The organism is Streptomyces sp. NPDC001594 (assembly GCF_042893675.1).
GTDB lineage: Bacteria > Actinomycetota > Actinomycetes > Streptomycetales > Streptomycetaceae > Streptomyces.
This window is the reverse complement of the sequence record NZ_JBIAVB010000003.1, coordinates 455,122-476,795: the sequence shown is the minus strand read 5'-3', so window position 1 is coordinate 476,795 and position 21,674 is coordinate 455,122. Positions and strand designations below refer to the sequence as shown.

17 protein-coding genes are annotated in these 21,674 nt (G+C 73.3%); 9 read left to right on the top strand and 8 right to left on the bottom strand.

Going from position 1 to position 21,674, the window contains the following annotated elements; genetic code table 11:
* Window positions 1-162: 162 nt before the first annotated feature.
* Together ACFY0O_RS08475 and ACFY0O_RS08470 are read left to right on the top strand one after the other, a co-directional pair.
* Entirely contained in the window at window positions 163-870 is a 708-nt protein-coding gene (locus tag ACFY0O_RS08475; RefSeq protein WP_388944319.1) for a DUF998 domain-containing protein, read from the top strand.
* A complete protein-coding gene (locus ACFY0O_RS08470; protein WP_388944316.1) occupies window positions 867-1,793 on the top strand; it encodes an alpha/beta fold hydrolase in 927 nt (308 codons plus the stop codon). Before ACFY0O_RS08475 ends, ACFY0O_RS08470 begins: the two co-directional genes overlap by 4 nt.
* Here the strand turns inward: ACFY0O_RS08470 and ACFY0O_RS08465 are convergent.
* From ACFY0O_RS08465 to ACFY0O_RS08455, 3 genes are all read right to left on the bottom strand, one after another.
* Window positions 1,762-2,478, bottom strand: coding sequence for a DUF305 domain-containing protein (locus ACFY0O_RS08465; protein WP_388944313.1), 717 nt, complete (start codon window positions 2,476-2,478; stop codon window positions 1,762-1,764). The two genes, ACFY0O_RS08470 and ACFY0O_RS08465, sit on opposite strands and share 32 nt — an antisense overlap.
* Window positions 2,475-3,125 carry a DUF3105 domain-containing protein gene (locus tag ACFY0O_RS08460; RefSeq protein ID WP_388944310.1) on the bottom strand — a complete coding sequence of 217 codons (651 nt, stop codon included), beginning with the start codon at window positions 3,123-3,125 and terminating at the stop codon, window positions 2,475-2,477. The genes ACFY0O_RS08465 and ACFY0O_RS08460 overlap by 4 nt, the downstream gene beginning before the upstream one ends.
* Before the next feature lie 71 nt (window positions 3,126-3,196).
* Window positions 3,197-3,613: a hypothetical protein gene (locus tag ACFY0O_RS08455; protein ID WP_388944309.1), complete on the bottom strand. Its 417-nt coding sequence runs from the start codon at window positions 3,611-3,613 to the stop codon at window positions 3,197-3,199.
* A 174-nt stretch (window positions 3,614-3,787) separates the two neighbouring features.
* On the opposite strand from ACFY0O_RS08455, the gene ACFY0O_RS08450 reads away from it, so the two are divergent.
* Window positions 3,788-5,149 carry a glutamine synthetase family protein gene (locus tag ACFY0O_RS08450; protein ID WP_358899530.1) on the top strand — a complete coding sequence of 454 codons (1,362 nt, stop codon included), beginning with the start codon at window positions 3,788-3,790 and terminating at the stop codon, window positions 5,147-5,149.
* A gap of 65 nt (window positions 5,150-5,214) precedes the next feature.
* Here ACFY0O_RS08450 and ACFY0O_RS08445 read toward each other — a convergent pair whose 3' ends face one another.
* Both ACFY0O_RS08445 and ACFY0O_RS08440 read right to left on the bottom strand, forming a co-directional pair.
* Window positions 5,215-7,293, bottom strand: coding sequence for a PIG-L family deacetylase (locus ACFY0O_RS08445; RefSeq protein ID WP_388944306.1), 2,079 nt, complete (start codon window positions 7,291-7,293; stop codon window positions 5,215-5,217).
* Window positions 7,294-7,575: 282 nt separating this feature from the next.
* Window positions 7,576-9,969: a PIG-L family deacetylase gene (locus ACFY0O_RS08440; RefSeq protein ID WP_388944303.1), complete on the bottom strand. Its 2,394-nt coding sequence runs from the start codon at window positions 9,967-9,969 to the stop codon at window positions 7,576-7,578.
* 223 nt (window positions 9,970-10,192) lie between these two features.
* Here ACFY0O_RS08440 and ACFY0O_RS08435 point away from each other — a divergent pair, with 223 nt between their 5' ends.
* The 3 genes from ACFY0O_RS08435 to ACFY0O_RS08425 all read left to right on the top strand — a co-directional run bounded on the left by ACFY0O_RS08435 (window position 10,193) and on the right by ACFY0O_RS08425 (window position 14,248).
* Entirely contained in the window at window positions 10,193-13,180 is a 2,988-nt protein-coding gene (locus tag ACFY0O_RS08435) for a bifunctional [glutamine synthetase] adenylyltransferase/[glutamine synthetase]-adenylyl-L-tyrosine phosphorylase (RefSeq protein ID WP_388944300.1), read from the top strand.
* Between the two features lie 67 nt (window positions 13,181-13,247).
* A complete protein-coding gene (locus ACFY0O_RS08430; RefSeq protein ID WP_388944297.1) occupies window positions 13,248-13,760 on the top strand; it encodes a hypothetical protein in 513 nt (170 codons plus the stop codon).
* A 149-nt stretch (window positions 13,761-13,909) separates the two neighbouring features.
* Entirely contained in the window at window positions 13,910-14,248 is a 339-nt protein-coding gene (locus ACFY0O_RS08425) for a hypothetical protein (RefSeq protein WP_388944295.1), read from the top strand.
* 15 nt (window positions 14,249-14,263) lie between these two features.
* Here ACFY0O_RS08425 and ACFY0O_RS08420 read toward each other — a convergent pair whose 3' ends face one another.
* From ACFY0O_RS08420 to ACFY0O_RS08410, 3 genes are all read right to left on the bottom strand, one after another.
* Window positions 14,264-15,181, bottom strand: a complete 918-nt coding sequence (locus tag ACFY0O_RS08420) for a phosphatase PAP2 family protein (RefSeq protein WP_388944292.1) — start codon at window positions 15,179-15,181, stop codon at window positions 14,264-14,266.
* Between the two features lie 102 nt (window positions 15,182-15,283).
* On the bottom strand, window positions 15,284-16,321 hold the full coding sequence (locus tag ACFY0O_RS08415) for a LacI family DNA-binding transcriptional regulator (protein WP_388944289.1): 1,038 nt from the start codon (window positions 16,319-16,321) through the stop codon (window positions 15,284-15,286).
* A 26-nt stretch (window positions 16,322-16,347) separates the two neighbouring features.
* The gene (locus ACFY0O_RS08410; protein ID WP_388944286.1) at window positions 16,348-18,240 is read right to left on the bottom strand and encodes an alpha-amylase family glycosyl hydrolase; all 1,893 of its coding nucleotides are present in this window, start codon (window positions 18,238-18,240) and stop codon (window positions 16,348-16,350) included.
* A 222-nt stretch (window positions 18,241-18,462) separates the two neighbouring features.
* Between ACFY0O_RS08410 and ACFY0O_RS08405 the strand changes: the two genes are divergently transcribed.
* From ACFY0O_RS08405 to ACFY0O_RS08395, 3 genes are read left to right on the top strand one after another with little or no spacing between them, the layout of a single operon-like run.
* Window positions 18,463-19,737 (top strand): extracellular solute-binding protein, encoded by a 1,275-nt coding sequence (locus ACFY0O_RS08405; protein ID WP_388944284.1) that lies wholly within the window; start codon window positions 18,463-18,465, stop codon window positions 19,735-19,737.
* 8 nt (window positions 19,738-19,745) lie between these two features.
* Window positions 19,746-20,768, top strand: a complete 1,023-nt coding sequence (locus tag ACFY0O_RS08400) for a carbohydrate ABC transporter permease (protein WP_388944281.1) — start codon at window positions 19,746-19,748, stop codon at window positions 20,766-20,768.
* A gap of 2 nt (window positions 20,769-20,770) precedes the next feature.
* The gene (locus ACFY0O_RS08395; RefSeq protein WP_388944278.1) at window positions 20,771-21,658 is read left to right on the top strand and encodes a sugar ABC transporter permease; all 888 of its coding nucleotides are present in this window, start codon (window positions 20,771-20,773) and stop codon (window positions 21,656-21,658) included.
* The last annotated feature ends 16 nt before the right edge of the window (window positions 21,659-21,674 follow it).

Here is a 21,674-nt window from a genome sequence, read left to right as displayed (position 1 = left end):
GACGATCTGTCGGATTCTGCCGCGCCCGCCGGGGAACGCCCCGGGCCACAGCCTCGTTCTGCGGGGTGAGGGACTGCGCCGGACGGCCCCCGGCGTTCCCCGGCAGCGCCGCCGCGCGGGGCGCCGCGCCTCACCGCCCGATCTGCCGAGGATCATTCACCCATGGGTACACAAGCCGACCCCGCCCCCGACAGCCACAGCGGTTCCGTCGTCGGCCTCGTCGGCCTCGGCGCGGCCGCCTACACCGCCTGGGTGCTCGAAGTCGTCCTCTCCACCGGCCTCAACCCCATCGAGACCTACGTCAGCGAGCTCGCCGCCCAGGACCAGCCCCTCGGCGGCCTCTTCCGGGCCACCGACTTCACCGCCGGCCTGCTCGTCCTCCTCGGTGGGCTCCTCGCCCTCGTCCGCCTCGTCCGGTACCCCGGGGCCCGCCGCCCCTGGACGGTCGCCGGCTGGGCCGGGGTCACCCTCTTCGGCGCGGCCACCGCCGCCGACGCCTGGCTGCCGCTCAGCTGTCAGCCCACCGCCGACCCCGAGTGCGCCGCCCGCGAGACCGCCGGCCTGGTCCCGGCCACCCACCAGGCGCACGCCGTCAGCAGCAGCCTCGCCATGACCGGCGCCCTCGTCGGGACAGTGGCCCTCACCGTCGCCGCCCGCCGCTACGGCCGGCTCGCCCCCCTCGCCCGCTACGGCCCCGCCCTCGTCGTCCTGGAACTGCTCGCCACCGCTTGGACCCTGACCGCCATCTCCCTGTTCACCGCCGGGCACGGCACCTGGGCCCTGGGCGCCGGGCAGCGGCTCCAGGTGCTGCTCGTCGCGCTGTGGCTGGGCCTCCTCGCGTACTCCGTCCACCAGGAGCGCCGCACATGACCCCGCCGGCCGTTCCGGGCCGCCTCGTCCGGGTGGACGGCACCGCCCTGCACACCCTCGTCGAGGGCGAGGGCCGTGAGGGACCGCCCGTCGTGCTCAGCGCCGGGCTCGCCATGGCCTGGTTCGACTGGGACGGGACCGCCGAGCTGCTCGTGGCCGCGGGACGGACCGTCATCCGCTTCGACCGCCCCGGCCACGGCCTCAGCGCCCCCGCCACCGTCCCGCCGACCGCCGTCGGCGAGGCCCGCCGCATCGCCGGCCTGCTGGACGCGCTCGGCGTCACCGAGCCCGTCACCGTCGTCGGACACTCCCTCGCCGGGTTCCACGCCGAGGCCTTCGCCCGCCTCCACCCCGAGCGCACCGCCGCCCTGGTCCTGGTCGACTCCAGCGTCGAGGAGGCCCCCCGTACGCTCCTGCCCGCCGCGCTGCGCACCGGCGCCGCCCGCGCGCTGGGCCGGGCCCTCACCGCCGCCGGTCTCCCCGCCGCGCTGGGACCGGCCGCCCGGCGGGCCGCCGTACGGGCCTCCCGCGCGGGGAGCCGGGCGGCCGACCCGGCGGCGCCGGACCTCGTACGCCGCTGCTACCGCACCGGCCGGGTCTGGCAGGGCGTCCTCCTGGAGAACTCCCGCTACCCGGACACCGCCGCCGAACTCCTCGCCCTGCGGGCCCGCCACCCGCTGCCGGCCCCGACCACGGTCCTCGCCGCGCACGACGGGGGCCACGGCCGGGCCGCCCGGCGCTGGCTCGCCCGGCAGGCGGCCCTCGCCGACCGGCTCGGCGCCCGCTTCGAGGTGGCCGAGCCGGCCGGCCACCTGGTCATGCTGGACCGCCCGCACCAACTGGCACGGGCGGTCCGCCACGCGGCGGCCCCGCGCCCGCCGGGCCGCCCGCTCACGAGCGCGGCGCGGCCCCCCGCTCCTTGAGCATGTCCGCCATCAGCTTCATCTCCGACTGCTGCGCCTCGACCATCCCCTGGGCCAGCGCCCGTTCCGCCGGGGTCCGGCACTGCTTGGCGCAACCCTGGGCCATGGCGACGCCGCCCTTGTGGTGCTCGGTCATGAGCTGGAGGTAGAGCACCTCGGCGTCCCGGCCGCTGCTGGTGCGGAGCTGGTCGAGCTCCTCCTTGGTGGCCATCCCGGGCATGAGCGCGCCCGGCTTGGTGGCCTGCCCCCCGTGCCCCGCCGAGTGGTCCATGGACCCCATGGACGGGGACCCCGTCCCCATCTCCATCTCCATCCACGACATCGGCGGCTCGTCGGCCACCACCTTCGGCAGCCCCCACAGGTCCAGCCAGCCCAGCAGCATGCCCCGCTGGTTGGCCTGCGTGTTGGCGATGTCGTACGCGAGCCCGCGCACCGGCTCGTCCTGGGTGCGGTCGCGCACGATGAAGGACATCTCCACCGCCTGCTGGTGGTGCACCGACATGTCCCGCGCGAACCCCGCGTCGGGGGAGTACAGCGCCGGCGCGCCCGAGGCGGCGGAGCCGCCCGCGTCCCGGGAGCCCGCGCCGTCCGCCGTGGCGAAGGTGGCCCCGGCCGCGAACAGCGCGGCCAGCACCACCGCCGTGCCCGCCGCCCAGTACGTACGGTTCGTAGGGCTGCGGGTCACTTCTCGCCCAGCCCGTTGGTGCAGGCCGCGCCCGGCTCGGGGGTCTGCGGGCCCTGCACGTACTTGGTGAAGAACTGCGCCACCCGGGGGTCGTCCGCCTTGTCCACCGTCAGCTGCTTGCCCCAGGCGCTGAGCATGATCGTGCCCGCCTGCTCCTTGTCGGGGCTCATCAGCGTGTAGGGGGTCTTGCCGACCTTCCCGGCCAGCGTCTCGACGTCCGCCTTGTCGGCCTTCTCGTTGTACGTCACCCACACCGCGCCGTGCTCCAGCGAGTGCACGGCGTTCACCTCGGGGATCGCGTTCTTGTAGACGTCGCCGTCGCAGTTCATCCAGCGGGGGTTGTGGTCGCCGCCGACCGGCGGGTTCATCTCGTACTTGACCGGGGTCTCGACGTGGTTGCGGCCGAGCTTCTTCGCGTCCCAGGTCTTCTCGCCGTCGACCGGCGCCTTGCGGGCCGCGACCGCGTCCTTGTCCTTCTGCTTCTGCTCGATGATCACCCACGAGCCGAAGCCGATGAGCCCGGCGACGACCGCGGCGGAGACGCTGATCGCGATGATCTTGTTGCGCCGGTCGCGCGCCTTCTCGGCGCGGCGCATCTCGGCTATGCGGTTCTGGCGGGAGTTCTTGTCGGACGTCCTGCTGGCCATGTGCCCTGGTTCCTTCTGCTGAGGGGGGTGTGGGGGTGTTGCCGGTGGTGTCGTCTACGGCGCCGCAGCCGTCAGGTCCGCAGCACTTGCAGGGCGTACAGGTCGGGGGCGCGCGCGAGGGTCCCCGGCGGCCGTACCGGGCCCGTGGCCGCCGCGAGGACGCCGGACGCCGGGCCGGGCCGCGCCGCGGTGACGGCGGGCTGCGGGGCCGGCGGGACGGCCGGTGTCACATGGGACAGGGGGGAACAGCCGGGCGGCTCGTACGGGGACGCGCAGGCGGCACGCTCACCGGAGGCGCCGTGCCCGCCCTGTACGGCGTACACCCGTACGGGCCCTTCCACGCCCCCGCCGCCCTGGGCGGGACCCCCGCCGGGCACGCACAGGAACCCCATCCCGGCCGCCACCCCGAGGGCGAGCAGCAGCAGGAGGGCACGACGACGGGCGGGACGCCCGTGACGCCCGCTCCGCGTGTGCTCCCAGCCCCCCATGGCCGCAGATGGTAATGCTCATGACGGGCCCGAGGTCAGAGCGGGGGTGTCATCGGCCTTGGGGGGTGCGTAATGTGGCGGAAACCACCACTAGGGATACTGGACGGGCCGGGCTGCGCCGCCGGTCCTCCGGGTCGGTGGTGTACAGATCGTCTGAACTGCGAGGATGAAGGCATGGACAAGCAGCAGGAATTCGTCCTCCGGACGCTCGAGGAGCGCGACATCCGCTTCGTGCGCCTGTGGTTCACCGATGTGCTGGGCTTCCTGAAGTCCGTCGCGGTCGCCCCCGCCGAGCTGGAGCAGGCCTTCGACGAGGGCATCGGCTTCGACGGCTCCGCGATCGAGGGCTTCGCCCGCGTCTACGAGTCCGACATGATCGCCAAGCCGGACCCGGGCACGTTCCAGATACTGCCGTGGCGCGCCGAGGCCCCCGGGACCGCCCGGATGTTCTGCGACATCCTGATGCCGGACGGCTCCCCGTCCTTCGCGGACCCGCGCTACGTCCTCAAGCGCATCCTCGCCAAGACCTCCGACCTGGGCTTCACCTTCTACACCCACCCGGAGATCGAGTTCTTCCTGCTGAAGGACAAGCCGCTGGACGGCACGCGTCCCGTCCCCGCCGACAACTCGGGCTACTTCGACCACACTCCGCAGAACGTCGGCATGGACTTCCGCCGCCAGGCGATCACCATGCTCGAATCCATGGGCATCTCGGTCGAGTTCAGCCACCACGAGGGCGCCCCGGGCCAGCAGGAGATCGACCTCCGCTACGCCGACGCCCTCTCCACGGCCGACAACATCATGACGTTCCGCCTGGTCATGAAGCAGGTCGCCCTCGAACAGGGCGTCCAGGCGACGTTCATGCCGAAGCCGTTCTCGGAGTACCCCGGCTCCGGCATGCACACCCACCTCTCCCTCTTCGAGGGCGACCGCAACGCCTTCTACGAGTCGGGCGCCGAGTACCAGCTCTCCAAGGTCGGCCGCTCCTTCATCGCGGGCCTCCTCAAGCACGCCGCGGAGACCGCCGCGGTGACCAACCAGTGGGTCAACTCCTACAAGCGCATCTGGGGCGGCTCCTCCCGCACCGCCGGCTCCGGCGGCGAGGCCCCCTCGTACATCTGCTGGGGCCACAACAACCGCTCGGCCCTGATCCGCGTCCCGATGTACAAGCCGGGCAAGACCGGTTCCTCCCGGGTCGAGGTCCGCTCGATCGACTCGGGCGCCAACCCCTACCTCACGTACGCCGTCCTCCTGGCGGCGGGCCTCAAGGGCATCGAGGAGGGCTACGAACTCCCGCCGGGCGCCGACGACGACGTCTGGGCCCTCTCCGACGCCGAACGCCGCGCGATGGGCATCGAACCCCTCCCGCAGAACCTCGGCGAGGCCATCTCCCTGATGGAACGCAGCGAACTGGTCGCCGAAACCCTCGGCGAACACGTCTTCGACTTCTTCCTCCGCAACAAGAAGCAGGAGTGGGAGGAATACCGCTCGGAGGTAACCGCCTTCGAACTCCGCAAGAACCTCCCGGTGCTGTAGCGCCGGAGTGGTGTGAGCGGCCCCGTCCCGGGTTCCGGGGCGGGGTCGTTGGTGTTTGGCGGGGGTCAGGTGGCGGGGGGTGGTGGGGTTGCCGGGTGCCAGAGGGGGGTGGGGGTGGTGGGGTGGGGGGTGGCGGTGTGGAGGTGGGCGTCCAGGCCTAGGGCCGTGGTGGTGGGGGTGCCCGTGGCGTCCAGGGTCGAGGCGGGGGCGCCGGTGAAGAGCATGCGGGACTCCGTCCAGGCCGGGGGGCCGCCCAGGGTGGTCGTGGCGGCCGTGCCCGTTTCGGCGCGGCCCGTCAGGAGGCGGCCCGCCGCGGCGATCGCGCCGTAGCCCGCGCGGCCGCCGGATTCCGCGACGCTGGAGACCTGCGGGGCGGCCGGGCCGGCGGTGACCAGGGCGCTGCGGACCACGCCCGAGTCGGGGCGGCGGAAGTAGAGGCGGACGCCCGCGCCCTCGCGGGCCGCCGTGAGGGGGACCGTCGTGGCGGGGAGGCCGGTGGGGTAGGGGCCGGAGAGGGGGGCGTCCGGGGCGGGCTGGGTCCAGGCGATGACGGATTTCGTGGTGGTGGCGTAGACGTGGCGGCGGCCCGCCGCGTCCGAGAGGGCGACCGGGTCGCCCTGGAGGTCTTCGCCGCCCAGCTTCTGCCAGTCGGTGAAGGCCCCCGAGGGCTGCTGGACGCGGGCCCGCAGGGTGCGCCGGGTGTCGCGCACGTAGACGGTCAGGCGGCCCGCCCGGTCCACGGCGGCTGCGGGGGCGCTGATGGCGGAGGTCCCGGGTTCGTCGCCCGGTTCGGGGGTGCCGAGGGACTGCCAGGCGCCGAACGGGCCGTCGGGGGTGGTCTGGACGGCGTAGACGACCTCGCGCCGGTAGTCGGCGGGCCGGGGCCCGAGGACCGTGCGGGTGGCGAGGACCGCGACGCGCCCGTCGGGCAGGCGGGCGGTGGTGGCGCCGGCGTCGATGCCGGTGCCGGGGAGCAGGGCGGGGCCGCTCCAGGTGCCGGAGCGGTCGCGGTTCCAGACGGCCATCCGGCCGTCGAGGGCGGCGAAGGCCCAGAGCCGGCCGGGGGTGCCCTCCGTGAGCCAGGAGGAGTTGTCGGCCCGGGCGTAGCGCAGGGACTGGGCCCAGTTGCGGCCGGTGGGGCTGCCGGCCACCTTGCGGTCGCCGCAGCCGTCGGGGGAGCCGCAGTAGTCGGCGTGGTCCTGCCAGGCGTACGTCTTGAGGTAGCCGATCTTCGTCTCGGCGGTCTGCGGGTCCAGGGCGTGCGGGAGGTTGCCGTTGTGGTAGCCGAGGTAGTTCTGGACCGAGAAGCGCGGCCGGTCGGCGACCCGTTCGGCGTACGCGGCGGTGGCGGCCTGCACGAACCGGGCCCCGTACATGTGGTCCTGGTGGTCGGTGTACTTGCCTGTGTCCGGGTAGCGGTTCGGCGTCGGGTCCTGCATCCGTATCGTCGTCGGGCGGTAGCGCTCCAGGATGCCGGATATGGCCTGGACGACCTGGTCCTTGGTGTACGAGAACGGCTGCTTGACCGGGGTGCCGGTGGTGAGCTGGGAGCCCAGCGCCGGTATCTCGCCGTTCCACAGTCCGCGCAGGCTGTCGGGGTTGTCGGCGGCCGGGTTGCGGGCCTCGCGCAGCTGGAGCCAGACCAGGTTGACCTGGGGCCGGGCGACGAGGACGTCGAGCTCGGCCTGGCCGCCCCCGGCGGTGGGTATGACCGTGCGCTTCCACGCGCTGGTGCGGTCGCCGGTGGCCATCTGGGCGTAGGCGGAGCGGATGCCGTTCTGCCGGGCCTCCGCGTAGCGGGCGCGGTCGGCGGGCTGCTGGGGATCCTTGGCCTGGCCGCCGTTGGCCTCGTTGCGGCCGTCGGCCTCGCCGGAGGTGAGGTAGGCGGTGGTGACGGGGAGCCCGGCGAGCAGGGAGCGGCTGAGGTCGGGGTTCATGAAGAACAGGTCGTCGTCGGGGTGGGCGACGATCTGGACGACCGTGCCGGAGGTGGTGCTGGCGGGGAGGAGGGCGGCGGGGTCCTTGCCCTGGGTGGCCTCGGCGGCCGTCTGCTGGCCGGAGGCTATGGAGAGCACGCCGGAGGCGCCCAGGGTGAGCATGGGCACGACGGCCGCGAGGAGGAAGCGGCGGCGGGATGCGGGCATGGGTCACGCCTCGATGTCGTTCCGGACGGGTGGAACCGCTGTGCAGTCACTGAGAGGCGAAATCGGCGGTGTCGGTTCTCGGATCGGGCCGTCGATTTCACCGGTTCAGGTGAGGGCGCGCGCCGTCCGAGGGCGGCCGGGCGTGCGGGTGCGCCGCCGGCGGCCCGCACAAGAGGGGGCCCGGCGTGGGGGTTTGGGGATGATCCGGCACGGATGGTGTCTGTCCAGCCGGTGTGCGGTGTATGCCCCGGGGTGGGGGTGATCCGTGGTGGAACGGGGGCGTTACGGGGTGGTGTTGCGCGGGCCCACCGGCTGCCAGGGGGCGAGGTAGGCGTCGGGTTCGTCCGCCGACGAGGTCACGTACAGCCGGGCGTCGAGGCCCACCACGGCCAGGCTGACCAGGTTCTTCCCGGTCATGGTGCTGGACGGGGCGCCCACGAACATCAGCGGCGAGCGCTCCCAGGGCCGGCCCTCGCCGACGTCCGCCCCGAGCAGCCCGCCCGCCGAACGGCCGGCGAGGAGGTGTCCGCTGGCCGTCACGGAGCCGAAGCCCTGGAGCCCGCCGAGGTCGGTGAGGCCGGTCGCCTTCAGGCCTTCCGCGTCCGTCATCAGGGCGGTGCGGACGTTGCCGGAGCCGGGCTTGCGGAACCAGATCCGCACGCCGCCCTCGCGGCCCTCGGCCGTCAGGGGCAGGGTGGTCTCGGGCAGGCCGGTGGGGGTGGCGGGGCCGAGGGGGGCGCCGGGGCCGGGCTGGAGCCAGCCGGTCACCGACGTGGTGGTGGCGGCGAAGACCATCCGCCGCCCGGCGCCGTCGGTGCCGGTGACGGGGGTGCCGTGCAGGTCGGAGCCGCCGTGGGCCTCCCACGGGCCCCACGCGCCGTCCGGCTGGCGGACGCGCCCGCGCAGGGTGGAGGCGCCGTCGCGGACGTAGACGGCGAGGGCGCCGGTACCGTCGACGGACACGGCGGGCGCGCTGATGTCGGAGGTCCAGTCGGCGTCGGAGGCCTCGGGGGTGCCGAGGGACTGCCAGGGGCCGAACTCCTCGGAGCCGGGGGCCTGCTGGACGGCGTAGACCACCTCGCGCCGGTAGTCGGCGGGCTTGTCGCCGAAGGAGGTGCGGGTGCCGAAGGCGGCGGTCCGGCCGTCCTTCAGGGTGACGGTGGAGATGCCCTGGTCCATCCCGGTTCCGGGGAGCAGGCGGGGACCGCTCCAGCGGCCTATGAGGCCGCTGCGGTGCCAGACGGCGACCTGGCCGTCGAGGACCTTGAAGGCCCACAGGCCGTGCTCGGCGTCGGAGGTCAGCCAGTTGGTGCCGGTGCCGCGCGCGTAGTTGATGGACTGGGTCCAGCCGTTGCCGGAGGGGTGCTCGGCGACCTTGAGGTCTCCGCAGCCGGCGTCGCTGCCGCAGTGGTTCTGCCGGTCCAGCCAGGCGTAGGTGTCCAGGATGTCCAGCTTCTCCTTGGCCTCGCCGGGGTCTAGGGCCCGGGGCAGGGAGCCGTTGAAGTAGCCGACGTAGTTCTGGACGGCGAAGTGCGGCCGGTCCTTGAAGTCCCGCGCGTACTGCTCGGCGGCCAGCTGCACGAACCGGGCGCCGTAGAAGTGGTCCTGGTGGTCGGTGTAGCGCTTGGCGGCGTCGTGGAAGCGGCCGGGGGTGGGGTCCTGGGTGCGGAGGGTGGTGGGCCGGTAGCGCTCCAGGATGCCGACGATCGTCTGGACGACCTGGTCCTTGGTGTACGAGAACCCGCGCCGGACCGGGCTGCCGGAGGCGAGCACCGACTCCAGGCGGGGGACCTTGCCGTCCCACAGGCCGTGCAGGCTGTCGGGGACGTCCTGGTAGACGTTGCCCGCCTCGCGCAGCTGGAGCCAGACGAGGTTGATCTGGGGCCGGGCGACGAGGACGTCGATCTCGGCGTGGCCGCCGCCCTTGGTCGGGACGACGCTGCGCTTCCAGGCGCTGCTGCGGTCGCCGGTGGCCATCTTGGCGTAGGCGGCGCGGATGCCGTTCTGCCGGGCCTCGGCGTAGGCCGGCTTGTCGGCGTGGGCGGAGGCCTCCTTGCCGGCGGCGGCGTTGATGCCGTCGGCCTCGCCGGAGGTGAGGTAGACGGTGGTGACCGGGTGGCCGGCGGCGATGGAGTACCCCAGGTCCGGGTTCATGAAGTACAGGTCGTCGTCGGGGTGGGCGACGATCTGGAGCACCCGGCCGGGGTCCGGGGCGTCGGGGGCGGTGGCGGCCGAGGGACTGGAACCGGGGCCGGCGGGCGCGTCGAGGCCGGCGAGCGCCTCGTTGCCGCGCAGGATGAGCATGCCGCCGGCGGCGGTGGCGGCGAGGAGGGCGACGGCCTTGACGACGGCGCGTGCGCGGGGGTGCCCGACGTGGTGGTGGCCGTGCCGGGTGACTGCGTCGCGCTGGTGGGGGATGACCGCGTCCCGGCCGGGCCGGGTGGTCGCGCCGGGGTCGGGTGGGGCAGCCGCGTGGCGGGCGGGGCCTGTGGTCGCGTTGCGGCCGGGCGGGACAGCCGTGTCACGGCCGGGCCGGGTGGTCGCGCCGGGGCCGGGCGGGACAGCCGTGCCGGGCCGTACGGTCGTGGAGGCCTCGGGGGCCGCCCCAGACGTGCTCGGGCGGGGCTGGGGGACGCGCGCGGTGGCAGGGCGCGAGGACAGGGGTCCGTGGGACATGGGGCTCCTCGCGGCCGGTCGGGCGGGGACCGGGCCCCTGACGCACAGATCTGGAGAGCTAAAAGTAAGCAGATAAACCGATAATCCTCCTCATGATATCGGCCACGGCACCCGGTGAGTCGAACGCCTGCTCCGGCTAGGCTCGCTCCCGGGCAGGACCAGACCACCGGCGGTGACGGGCAGCACCGGACCACCGGCAGCGACAGACTCGGGAGGCGGCGGGATGACAGTCCCGGGACGCAGGAGCAGTACCTTCATCCGGCTGCTGCGGAGCGGATTCACCGACCCCACCGCCGCGTCCCGGCTCCTGGAGGCCGACGCGCTGGCCGCCGTACGCACCGACCCGGTGCTCCTCGACGCCCTCGGCGCCACCGCCGACCCCGACCTCGCGCTCCTCGGCCTCGTCCGCCTCGCCGAAGCCCAGACCCCGGAGGACCTGCCGCTCCTCCTCGACACCCTGGTGGCCGCCAAACCCCTGCGCGACCGCCTCCTCGGCGTCCTCGGCGCCTCGGAAGCCCTCGCCGACCACCTCGCCCGCCACCCCCGCGACTGGCAGGCCCTCGTCACCTACGAGGCCGCCGACCTGCACCCGGGCCTCGCCGAGTTCGAAGCGGGCCTCGCCGACGCCCACGACCCCGTCACCCTGCGCGTCGCCTACCGCCGCTGCCTGCTCTCCATCGCCGCCCGCGACGTCTGCGCGACCATAGACGTCGCCCAGACCGCCGCCGAACTCGCTGACCTCGCCACCGCCACCCTCCGCGCCGCCCTGCGCATCGCCTCCGCCGCCGCCCCCCAGGACGCCGCCGCCTGCCGGCTCGCCGTCATCGCCATGGGCAAGTGCGGCGGCAACGAGCTCAACTACGTCTCCGACGTCGACGTGATCTTCGTCGGCGAGGCCGCGCCCGGAACCGACGAGGGCAAGGGCATCCAGGCCGCCACCCGCCTCGCCTCCCACCTCATGCGGATCTGCTCCGAGACCACCGTCGAGGGCACCATCTGGCCCGTCGACGCCAACCTCCGCCCCGAGGGCCGCAACGGCCCCCTCGTCCGCACCCTCGCCTCCCACCTGGCCTACTACCAGCGCTGGGCCAAGACCTGGGAGTTCCAGGCCCTCCTCAAGGCCCGCGCCGTCGCCGGCGACCCCGAACTCGGCGCCCAGTACATCGAGGCCATAACGCCGCTCGTCTGGCAGGCCGCCGAACGCGAGAACTTCGTCGCCGACGTCCAGAAGATGCGCCGCCGGGTCGTCGACAACATCCCCGCCTCCCAGATCGACCGCGAACTCAAACTCGGCCCCGGCGGCCTGCGCGACGTCGAGTTCGCCGTCCAGCTGCTCCAGCTCGTCCACGGCCGCAGCGACACCACCCTGCGCTCCGGCACCACCCTCGACGCCCTCCACGCCCTCGCCGCCGGCGGCTACGTCGGCCGCGCCGACGCCGCCCAGCTCCACGACGCGTACCGCTTCCTGCGCACCATGGAGCACCGCATCCAGCTCTACCGGCTGCGCCGCACCCACCTCGTCCCCGAGGACGAGGCCGACCTGCGCCGCCTCGGCCGCTCCATGGGACTGCGCACCGAACCCGTCGCCGGACTCAACAAGGCCTGGCGCCGGCACGCCTCCGTCGTCCGCCGCCTCCACGAGAAGCTCTTCTACCGGCCCCTCCTCGACGCCGTCGCCCAGCTCGCCCCCGGCGAGACCCGGCTCTCCCCGGCCGCCGCCGGCCAGCGCCTGGAAGCCCTCGGCTACGCCGACCCGGCCTCCGCCCTGCGCCACCTCGAAGCCCTCGCCTCCGGCGTCAGCCGCAAGGCCGCCATCCAGCGCACCCTGCTGCCCGTCCTCCTCGGCTGGTTCGCCGACTCCGCCGACCCCGACGCCGGGCTCCTCGGCTTCCGCAAGGTCTCCGACGCCCTCGGCAAGACCCCCTGGTACCTGCGCCTGCTCCGCGACGAGGGCGCCGCCGCCGAGAACCTCGCCCGCGTCCTGTCCGCCGGCCGCCTCGCCCCCGACCTCCTCATGCGCGCCCCCGAGGCCGTCGCCCTCCTCGGCGACCCCGAAGGCCTCCAGCCCCGTACGCCCGAGGCCCTCGAACAGGAGGTGATGGCCGCCGTCGGCCGCGCCGAGAGCGGGGAAGCCGCCGTCGCCGCCGCCCGCGGGGTCCGCCGCCGGGAACTCTTCCGCACCGCGGCCGCCGACATCATCGCCTCGTACGGCACCGAGGAGAACCCCGCCGAGAAGGACTGCGGGGCCCTCGTCGACCGGGTCGGCGACGCCGTCTCCGAGCTCACCGCCGCCACCGTCGCCGGAGCCCTGCGCGCCGCCGTCCGCGACCACTGGGGGGAGACCCTCCCCACCCGCTTCGCCGTCATCGGCGTCGGCCGCTTCGGCGGGCACGAGCTCGGCTACGGCTCCGACGCCGACGTCCTCTTCGTCCACGACCCCCGCGAGGGAGTCGACGAACAGGAGGCCGCGAAGGCCGCCCAGACCGTCATCGCCGAGATGCGCAGGCTGCTCCAGCTGCCCACCGCCGACCCGCCGCTCCTCATCGACGCCGACCTGCGCCCCGAGGGCCGCTCCGGCCCCCTCGTGCGCACCCTGGCCTCCTACGCCGCCTACTACCGGCGCTGGTCCCTGACCTGGGAGAGCCAGGCCCTGCTGCGCGCCGAGCCCGTCGCGGGCGACGCCGACCTGGGACGCACCTTCATCGACCTGATCGACCCGCTGCGCTACCCCGTCGAGGGCCTCGGCGAGGACGCGGTCCGCGAGATCCGCCGGCTCAAGGCCCGCATGGAGGCCGAACGCCTCCCGCGCGGCGCCGACCCCACCCTCCACACCAAACTCGGCCGCGGCGGCCTCAGCGACGTCGAGTGGACCGTCCAGCTCCTGCAGATGCGGCACGCCTGGGCCGAACCCGGCCTGCGCACCACCCGCACCCGCCAGGCCCTGGCCGCCGCCCACGCGGCCGGCCTGATCCCGACGGAGGAGGCCCAGATCCTCGACGAGGCCTGGGTGCTGGCGACCCGCGTCCGCAACGCCGTGATGCTGGTCCGCGGCCGCGCCGGCGACACCTTCCCCGCGGACGCCCGCGAACTGGCGGCCGTCGGCCGCTACCTCGGCTACCCGGAGGGGCGCGTCGGCGAAATGCTGGACGACTACCGCCGCATCACCCGCCGAGCCCGCGCGGTCGTCGACGACCTCTTCTACGGGGCCTGAGACCGGACGGACCCCGAACGTCCTGACCGGGCCTCAGACTGTCACCGCCGCGTGGTGCAATGGTCCGATGGGGTGGAAGGAGTGGGAGAAGTCCAAGGCCGGCCCGGGGCGTCGGATGGGGAGGCTGTGCGGGCTGCTGGTGGTGTGCGCGGGGCTCGGCGCCGGGTGTGCGGGTGGGCCGGAGCCGCAGGCGCGGTGGATGGACGGGGTTACCACCGCGGAGGTCGTCCAGAGGCTCCAGGTCGTGGTGCCCGCGTCCGCGAGCGATCTCAGGTCCGCCTACCGGAAGGGGCTCCAGGACGACACCCTGCTTCTGGCGTTCGTGCTGCCCACCCCCGACGTCGAAGGCTTCCTCGCGCGACTGGACCCGCAGGAGCCGGTGAAGGCGGGCCCTAAGTCCTTTGCCGGCCCCGAGCCGGTGGCGCCCTTCGCACACGTGGGCCTACCCGAGCCGGATTCCGTACCCGGTGTCCGCACGGGACAGGTGTGCGCCCCGTGTGCGGAGGTTGACTTCATGCACGCGGCGGTGGCGCGGGTGGATGAGAAGAGTAGTCGGGTCTACTTCGAGGCCGCCGACTGATGCCGACCCGGGGGCGCCTGTGGGGTGGGGTGGTCGGGGGTGGGCTGGCTCTGATCGTCGGGCTTCTCGGGGGGTGTGCCGGGCGTGGGAGCGGGTCGGCGGGGGGCTCCTGGGCGGAGGGGGCCGGTGTGGAGGAGGTGGCGCGGCGCATGGAGGTGGAGGTTCCCGTCTCGGCGACCGGGGTGACGGCCGCGCTGCGGCGGGGGCACGACGATCTGCTGCTACTGGCGTTCGTGATGCCCGCCGCGGACGTGGACGGCTTCATCGACGGGCTCGCGCCCGAGCACCCCGTGCGGCAGGCGGTCCCCTTCGCCGGCGAGAGGGGGCTGTTCGACCGGCTCGGGCTGCCCGAGCCGGTCTCCGCGCCCGGGGTCCGGGAGACGCAGGTGTGCGCCCCGTGCGTCCAGCGGGACCTGGACTTCCTGCAACTGGCGGTGGCCGCTGTGGACGGGGAGAGGAGCCGGGTCTACCTCAGGGCCGTCGACTGAGGCCCGGCGGCGGGATCAGGCCCGGCGGAAGCGGTTCAGGACGGCTGCTGTCGCCGGGTGGGGGGAGGTGTCCAGGGGGCTGCGGGGGAGGCGGTGGGGGAGGGCGCCGTACCAGGTGCGCGAGACCGTGTAGCCGAAGGCCAGGCAGAGCATGCCGCCCAGGGCGTCCAGCCAGAAGTGGTTCGCCGTGGAGACGATGACCACCAGGGTCGCCGTCGGGTAGAGGAGGCCCAGGATCCGGGCCCAGGGGGCCGAGGCGACCGCGAAGATCGTCAGGCCGCACCAGAGGGACCACCCTATGTGCATGGACGGCATCGCCGCGTACTGGTTCGACATGTGCTTGAGGTTCCCCGAGGCCATCGAGCCCCAGGTGTGGTGCACCAGCACGGTGTCGACGAAGCGGCCGCCGTTCATCAGCCGGGGCGGCGCGAGCGGGAAGAAGAAGTAGCCCAGCAGGGCCACGCCCGTCGTCGCGAAGAGGACGAGGCGGGTGGCCGCGTAACGACCCGGATGGAAACGGTAGATCCACACCAGTACGCCGATGGTCACGATGAAGTGGAGCGTGGCGTAGTAGTAGTTCATGCCCACCACCAGCCACGTCACCGAGTTGACCGCGTGGTTGACGTGGTGCTCGACCGCGATGCCGAGGCTCCGCTCGACGCTCCAGATCCAGTCGGCGTTCGCGAGCGCGGCGGCCTTCTGCTCCGGGACCGCGTTGCGGATCAGCGAGTACGTCCAGTAGCTGATCGCGATCAGCAGGACCTCGAACCAGATGCGGGGCCGGCGCGGGGCGCGGAGCCGGGGGAGGAGGCCGGAGTCCGCTGCCGGGCGGCCCTCGCTCCCGCTCGCGGGGGGCGACGAGACGTCCGTGCTGGGGGTGCCCCCGGCGGCGGCCGGGGGAGTTTCCAGTGTCTTCACGCTCGCTTCACCCATGGGGAGAGAGTCTGCCAGATGCGTCCTCGCCTCCGATCATCCCTCCGGACGGTCTTCCGCGCCCGCGCTCAGCCCTGCGGAGGACACCGTCCCGCAGGTCCGCTACCCTGCCCCGCCGCGCCGCTGCCCGGGTCCGGAGGCCGTGGACCCGCGCACCACCAGCTCCGGCAGGAACACGAACTCGCTGTGCGGGGCCGGCGTGCCGCCGATCTCCTCCAGCAGGGTCCGCACCGCCGCCTGCCCCATGGCCTGCACGGGCTGGCGGATGGTGGTCAGCGGCGGATCGGTGAACGCTATGAGCGGGGAGTCGTCGAAGCCGACCACGGAGACGTCCTGCGGCACCCGCAGCCCCTGCTGGCGCGCGGCCCGGATCGCGCCGAGGGCCATCATGTCGCTGGCGCAGACCACGGCCGTGCAGCCGCGCCCGATGAGCGCCGCCGCGGCCGCCTGGCCACCCTCCAGGGTGTAGAGGGAGTGCTGGACGAGCTCCTCCGCCCCGGCCTCGTCCAGGCCGAGGCGCTCCTTCATGGCGAGGCGGAAGCCCTCGATCTTGCGCAGGACCGGCACGAACCGCTTCGGGCCGACCGCGAGGCCGATCCGGCTGTGGCCGAGGGCCGTCAGGTGGGTCACCGCGAGGTGCATCGCGGCCCGGTCGTCGGGGGAGACGAAGGGGGCCCGCACCTTGTCGGAGAAACCGTTGATGAGGACGTACGGGACGCCCTGCCCGCGCAACTGCTCGTAGCGGCCCATGTCGGCGGTGGTGTCCGCGTGCAGCCCGGAGACGAAGATGATGCCGGAGACGCCCCGGTCCACCAGCATCTCGGTCAGCTCGTCCTCCGTGGACCCGCCGGGCGTCTGCGTGGCCAGCACGGGCGTGTACCCCTGCCGGGTCAGCGCCTGCCCGATGACCTGCGCGAGGGCCGGGAAGATGGGGTTGTCCAGCTCGGGGGTTATCAGGCCGACCAGACCGGCACTGCGCTGCCGCAGCCGTACGGGCCGCTCGTAGCCGAGCACGTCGAGCGCGGCCAGCACGGACTCACGGGTGCCTGCGGCCACGCCGGGCTTGCCGTTGAGCACTCGGCTGACTGTGGCTTCGCTGACCCCCGCCTGGGCTGCGATGTCGGCAAGCCGTGCGGTCACGGGATGGGACTGTACCGGTAGGCGGCTCAGAAAGCCCACCACGTGCAGGAATCGGGGGGAAGGCGGACCGTGCGCCCGTCGGTCTCCACGGGAGCGCTGGACAGCACGGGACGGCCGGGCGAGGGCAGTACGACGGCGGTGGGGCGGGTGTTGACGGTGCAGGCGAAGCCGGGCCGGGTGAAGAGGAGGACCCCCTCGGGGGCCGGACGCCAGCGCATGCCCCGGGCGTACACGGCGGGTCCGGCCCCGGTCCCGGGCCACTCGTCGGCCGGGCCGCCCTGGCCCGCCTCGACCGCCCCGAGGCCCGGCATCGCCCGGCGCAGCTCCAGGGCGGCGCGGTAGAGCTCGAGGGTGGAGTGCGGATCGCCGGTCTGCGCGGCCACGCTGAGACCGCCCCACCCCTCGGGCTGCGGCAGCCAGCTCCCACCCGGCCCGAACCCGTACGGGGCCGTGTCCCCGGACCAGGGGAGGGGCACGCGGCACCCGTCGCGCAGGCCGTCCTGCCCGTCGGACCCGGCCGCCGCGGCTGCCCCGGCCGACGAGGCTGCCTCGGCCGGCGCGGCTGCCTCGACCGGCCCGGCCGCCCCGGCCGGCGTCGCGCCCGCCCCGGCCCGGTCGGCCCGTCCGTCGGCCCCGGCCGGGATGCCGGGCGCGCCCCCGGCCCCGTCCCCGCTGCCGACCCCGCCCGCGGTGGCCCCTGTACGGCACCCCGCAGGGGAACGGCGCCTGAAGGCCGGGTCCTTGCGGGATTCCGCCGGGAGGTCGGTGACCTCCGGGAGGCCGAGTTCCTCGCCCTGGTAGATGTACGCCGACCCCGGCAGCGCCAGCATCAGCAGCGCCGCCGCCCGCGCCCGGGCCAGCCCCTGCGCCCCGCCCCCGTACCGGGTCACATGCCGTACGACGTCGTGGTTGGACAGCACCCAGGTCGTCGGCGCCCCCACCGCCGAGGTCGCGGCCAGGGACTCGTCGATGACCGTCCGCATCGCCGCCGGGTCCCACGGGCAGTTCAGGAACCGGAAGTTGAACGCCTGGTGCAGCTCGTCGGAGCGTACGTACAGGGCCAGCCGCTCCGAGGTCGGCGCCCACGCCTCCGCGACCCCGATCCGCCCGCCCCCGTAGGAGTCGAGCAGCCGCCGCCAGGAGCGGTGGATGGCGTGCACCCCGTCCTGGTCGAAGAAGGGGAGCGGCTCGGTGCCGATCAGCGTGGCCTGCGCGCCCCGCCCGATGTCCGGCAGGCCGGGGGCCTTGACCATGCCATGGGCCACGTCCACCCGGAATCCGTCCACCCCGAGGTCCAGCCAGAACCGCAGCACCGAGGCGAACTCCTCCGCCACCTCCGGGTGCTCCCAGTCGAGGTCGGGCTGCTCGGGGGCGAACAGGTGCAGGTACCAGTCTCCGTCCGGGACCCGGGTCCAGGCGGGCCCGCCGAAGACGGACTCCCAGTCGTTCGGCGGGAGCGAGCCGTCCACCCCGCGCCCCGGCCGGAACAGGTACCGCTCCCGGGCGCCGGGCACGCCGGCCAGGGCCTCCTGGAACCAGGGGTGGCGCTCGGAGGTGTGGTTCGGCACCACGTCCACGATCACCCGCAGCCCCAGGGCGTGCGCGGCCCGGACGAGGTCGTCGGCGTCGGCGAGGTCGCCGAAGAGCGGGTCCACGGCCCGGTAGTCGGCGACGTCGTACCCGCCGTCCGCCTGCGGGGACACGTAGAAGGGGGTCAGCCACACCGCGTCCACCCCGAGCCGGGCCAGGTGCGGGAGCCGCTCGCGCACCCCGCGCAGGTCCCCGACCCCGTCACCGTCGCTGTCGGCGAAGGAGCGGACGTACACCTGGTAGATGACGGCATCACGCCACCAGCCGCCGGTCGCGGGCGGATCGCTGGAAGCTCTTGCAAGCGGGACGGCCGTCAACTCGTGGTTCATACCGCAGTCAACGCGCGTACACGGCCCGTGGTTGCGGGCCTGCGCAATCGAAGCCGCCTCGAACTAACAGCAAGCTGCGGCAACCGTCGGGACACACGGATGTAACGATCCCCTCCGCTTGCAGAAAATTGCCGCAAGGTCTTTCGGTGAGCTTTCAGTCTTGTTACGTTCCCTGCAACTCGGGACCGCGAGGGCGCGGCCGGGATCATCGAAGGAGTTCATATGCGGCGTGGCATAGCGGCCACCGCGCTGGTCGCGACCCTGGCGCTCGCGGCGACGGCCTGCGGCGGTGACACCAAGGGCGACGGTGGCGAGACGAAGGCCGGCGGCGAGCTGTCCGGCACCGTCACCTGGTGGGACACCTCGAACGAGGCCGAGAAGGCGACCTTCCAGAAGATCGCCGAAGGCTTCACCGCGAAGCACCCCAAGGTCACCGTCAAGTACGTCAACGTGCCCTACGGCGACGCCCAGAACAAGGTCAAGAACGCCTTCAGCAGCGGCGCCGACGCCCCCGACGTGATCCGCGCCGACGTCGGCTGGGTCGCCGACTTCGCCTCCCTCGGCTACCTCGACGAGGTCCCGGCCGACCAGGTCAAGAAGGTCGACGCCGACTTCCTCCCGCAGGCCGCCGCGAGCGGGAGGTTCGACGGCAAGACCTACGCCGTCCCGCAGGTCATCGACACCCTCGGCCTCTTCTACAACAAGAAGATGCTCGCCGACGCCGGCGTCCAGCCCCCCAAGACCCTGGAGGAGCTGAAGACCGCCGCCACCGCGATCAAGGCCAAGACCGGCAAGACCGGCCTCTACCTCCGCGGCGACGACTCCTACTGGTTCCTGCCCTTCATCTACGGCGAGGGCGGCGACCTCGTCGACGCCAAGAACAAGACCGTCACCGTCGACGGCCCGGCCGGCGTCAAGGCCTTCAAGGCCGCCCGCGACCTGGTCGCCTCCGGCGCCGCGGTCACCAACGCCACCGACGGCTGGACCAACATGCAGACCGCCTTCAAGTCCGGGGAGGTCGCGATGATGATCAACGGCCCCTGGGCGGTGGAGGACAGCTACGCCGGCGACCAGTTCAAGGACAAGGCCAACCTCGGCGTCGCCCCCGTCCCGGCCGGCTCCGTCAAGGCCGGCGCCCCGCAGGGCGGCCACGACCTCGCCGTCTACGCCGGCTCCAAGAACACCGCCGCCGCGCACGCCTTCGTCGAGTACATGACCTCCCAGGAGGTCCAGGTGCAGTCCGCCAAGGAGCTGAGCCTGCTCCCGACGCGCACCGCCGCCTACGACCAGCCGGACGTCAAGGGCAGCGAGATGGTCCAGTTCTTCAAGCCGGCCGTCGACCAGTCCGTCCAGCGCGCCTGGATCCCGGAGAACGGCTCCCTCTTCGAGCCGCTGAAGGTCGAGTACACCAAGGCCGTCACCGGGGCGTCGAGCCCCGAGGACGCGGCCAAGGCGGCCGGCGTCGAGTTCCGCAAGATCCTCAAGGGCTGGAAGTAGTACGCACCATGGCTGCTGACACCAGCCGGTCGGTGACCGAGGCCGCGGCCGGCGAGACGACCCTCGCCGGCCGCGGCCGCGGCCGCACGACCGCCCAGAGCGGCCGTACGACGGCCCGCCGCGCCCTCGCCACCCACTGGTACGCCTGGACCATGGTCGCCCCGGTCGTCCTCGTCCTCGGCGTCATCGTCGGCTGGCCGCTCGTCCGCGGCGTCTACCTGTCGCTGACCAACGCCAGCGAGCGCAACGTCGCCCGGACGATCGGCGTGCGCCACATCGAGGCCACCTACGAGTTCGTCGGGCTCGACAACTACGCGGCGGTCCTCGGCGACCCCGTCTTCTGGCAGCGGCTGGTGTGGACCGTGGTGTGGACGGTCGCCTGCGTCTCGATCACCTTCGCCCTCGGCCTCACCCTGGCCACCATCCTCAACCGGCAGTTCCGCGGCCGCTCCGCCTACCGGATGGCGCTGATCCTGCCCTGGGCCGTGCCCGGCTTCGTCTCCGTCTTCGCCTGGCGGTTCCTCTTCAACCGCGACAACGGCATCCTCAACAAGATCCTCGACGGCGGGGGGATCTCGGCCGTGCCGTGGCTGGACGACCCCACCTGGGCCAAGGTCGCCGTCATCGCCGTCAACGTCTGGCTCGGCGTGCCCTTCATGATGGTCGCCCTGCTCGGCGGGCTCCAGTCGATCCCCGCGGAGCTGTACGAGGCCGCCGAGATGGACGGCGCCGGCCCGTGGCAGCGGTTCCGGCACATCACCCTGCCCGGACTGCGCGCCGTCAGCATGACGGTGGTCCTGCTCTCCACCATCTGGACCTTCAACATGTTCCCGGTGATCTTCCTGCTCACGCGGGGCGGCCCGGGCGACTCCACCGAGATCCTCGTGACCCAGGCCTTCCGCCAGGCCTTCGTCGCCAGCCCGCGCGACTTCGCCGGCTCCGCGACCTGGGGCGTGCTGATCCTCGGCCTGCTCATGATCTTCGCGCTGGTCTACCGGCGCTCGCTGCGCAAGCAGGGAGAGGTGTGGTGACCGTGTCCACGTCCACGTCCACGACCACGTCCACGACCGCTTCGAAGCAGGGCGCCGTCCGGCCCAGGGGCAGCCGCTCCCCGCTCGCCTCCTTCGGGCTGCACGCCACGCTCCTCGTCGCGTCCGTCATCGCCGTCTTCCCCGTGCTGTGGATCCTGCTGACCTCGCTGAAGCCCGCGAAGTACGCCATCAGCACGGACTTCGTGAAGGAACCGACGCTCGCCAACTACTCCGGCCTGCTGGAGTCCAGCCACTTCCTGAGCTGGTTCTGGAACTCGGTCGTGGTGGCGGGCGTGACGACGGTCCTCGGCGTGTTCATCGCCGCCACCACCGGGTACGCCGTCAGCCGTTTCAAGTTCCCGGGCATGAAGCCGCTCATGTGGACCCTGCTCATCACGCAGATGTTCCCCATGGCCATCCTCATCGTCCCGCTCTACAACCTGATGGGCGACCTCGGGCTGCTCAACCAGCCGCTCGGCCTGATCATCACGTACCTCACCATCGCCGTGCCCTTCTGCGCCTGGATGATGAAGGGCTTCTTCGACGCCATCCCGATCGAGATCGACGAATCGGGGCGGGTCGACGGGCTCAACCCCTTCGGCACCTTCTGGCGCCTGATCCTCCCGCTCGCCCGGCCCGGCCTCGCCGTCACCGGCTTCTACGCCTTCATCACCGCGTGGGGAGAGGTCGCGTACGCGTCGGCCTTCATGGTCGGCGAGGAGAACCTCACCCTCGCGGGCGGGCTGCAGACCTTCGTCACGCAGTACACGTCCAACTGGGGTGCGATGAGCGCGGCTTCCGTGCTGATCGCCATCCCCGCGGCCGTCTTCTTCCTGTTCGCCCAGCGTCACCTCGTCGCCGGTATGACGGCGGGCGCCACCAAGGGGTGACCACCCGGCGCCCTTT

What these genes read in the sequence shown, in the direction of transcription:
- ACFY0O_RS08410 (WP_388944286.1), bottom strand. Translation starts at nt 18,240, where the DNA reads ATGAACCACGAGTTGACGGCCGTCCCGCTTGCAAGAGCTTCCAGCGAT.
- ACFY0O_RS08420 (WP_388944292.1), bottom strand. Translation starts at nt 15,181, where the DNA reads ATGGGTGAAGCGAGCGTGAAGACACTGGAAACTCCCCCGGCCGCCGCC.
- ACFY0O_RS08470 (WP_388944316.1), top strand. Translation starts at nt 867, where the DNA reads ATGACCCCGCCGGCCGTTCCGGGCCGCCTCGTCCGGGTGGACGGCACC.
- ACFY0O_RS08445 (WP_388944306.1), bottom strand. Translation starts at nt 7,293, where the DNA reads ATGCCCGCATCCCGCCGCCGCTTCCTCCTCGCGGCCGTCGTGCCCATG.
- ACFY0O_RS08400 (WP_388944281.1), top strand. Translation starts at nt 19,746, where the DNA reads ATGGCTGCTGACACCAGCCGGTCGGTGACCGAGGCCGCGGCCGGCGAG.
- ACFY0O_RS08430 (WP_388944297.1), top strand. Translation starts at nt 13,248, where the DNA reads ATGGGGTGGAAGGAGTGGGAGAAGTCCAAGGCCGGCCCGGGGCGTCGG.
- ACFY0O_RS08405 (WP_388944284.1), top strand. Translation starts at nt 18,463, where the DNA reads ATGCGGCGTGGCATAGCGGCCACCGCGCTGGTCGCGACCCTGGCGCTC.
- ACFY0O_RS08425 (WP_388944295.1), top strand. Translation starts at nt 13,910, where the DNA reads ATGGAGGTGGAGGTTCCCGTCTCGGCGACCGGGGTGACGGCCGCGCTG.
- ACFY0O_RS08460 (WP_388944310.1), bottom strand. Translation starts at nt 3,125, where the DNA reads ATGGCCAGCAGGACGTCCGACAAGAACTCCCGCCAGAACCGCATAGCC.
- ACFY0O_RS08440 (WP_388944303.1), bottom strand. Translation starts at nt 9,969, where the DNA reads ATGTCCCACGGACCCCTGTCCTCGCGCCCTGCCACCGCGCGCGTCCCC.
- ACFY0O_RS08435 (WP_388944300.1), top strand. Translation starts at nt 10,193, where the DNA reads ATGACAGTCCCGGGACGCAGGAGCAGTACCTTCATCCGGCTGCTGCGG.
- ACFY0O_RS08475 (WP_388944319.1), top strand. Translation starts at nt 163, where the DNA reads ATGGGTACACAAGCCGACCCCGCCCCCGACAGCCACAGCGGTTCCGTC.
- ACFY0O_RS08455 (WP_388944309.1), bottom strand. Translation starts at nt 3,613, where the DNA reads ATGGGGGGCTGGGAGCACACGCGGAGCGGGCGTCACGGGCGTCCCGCC.
- ACFY0O_RS08450 (WP_358899530.1), top strand. Translation starts at nt 3,788, where the DNA reads ATGGACAAGCAGCAGGAATTCGTCCTCCGGACGCTCGAGGAGCGCGAC.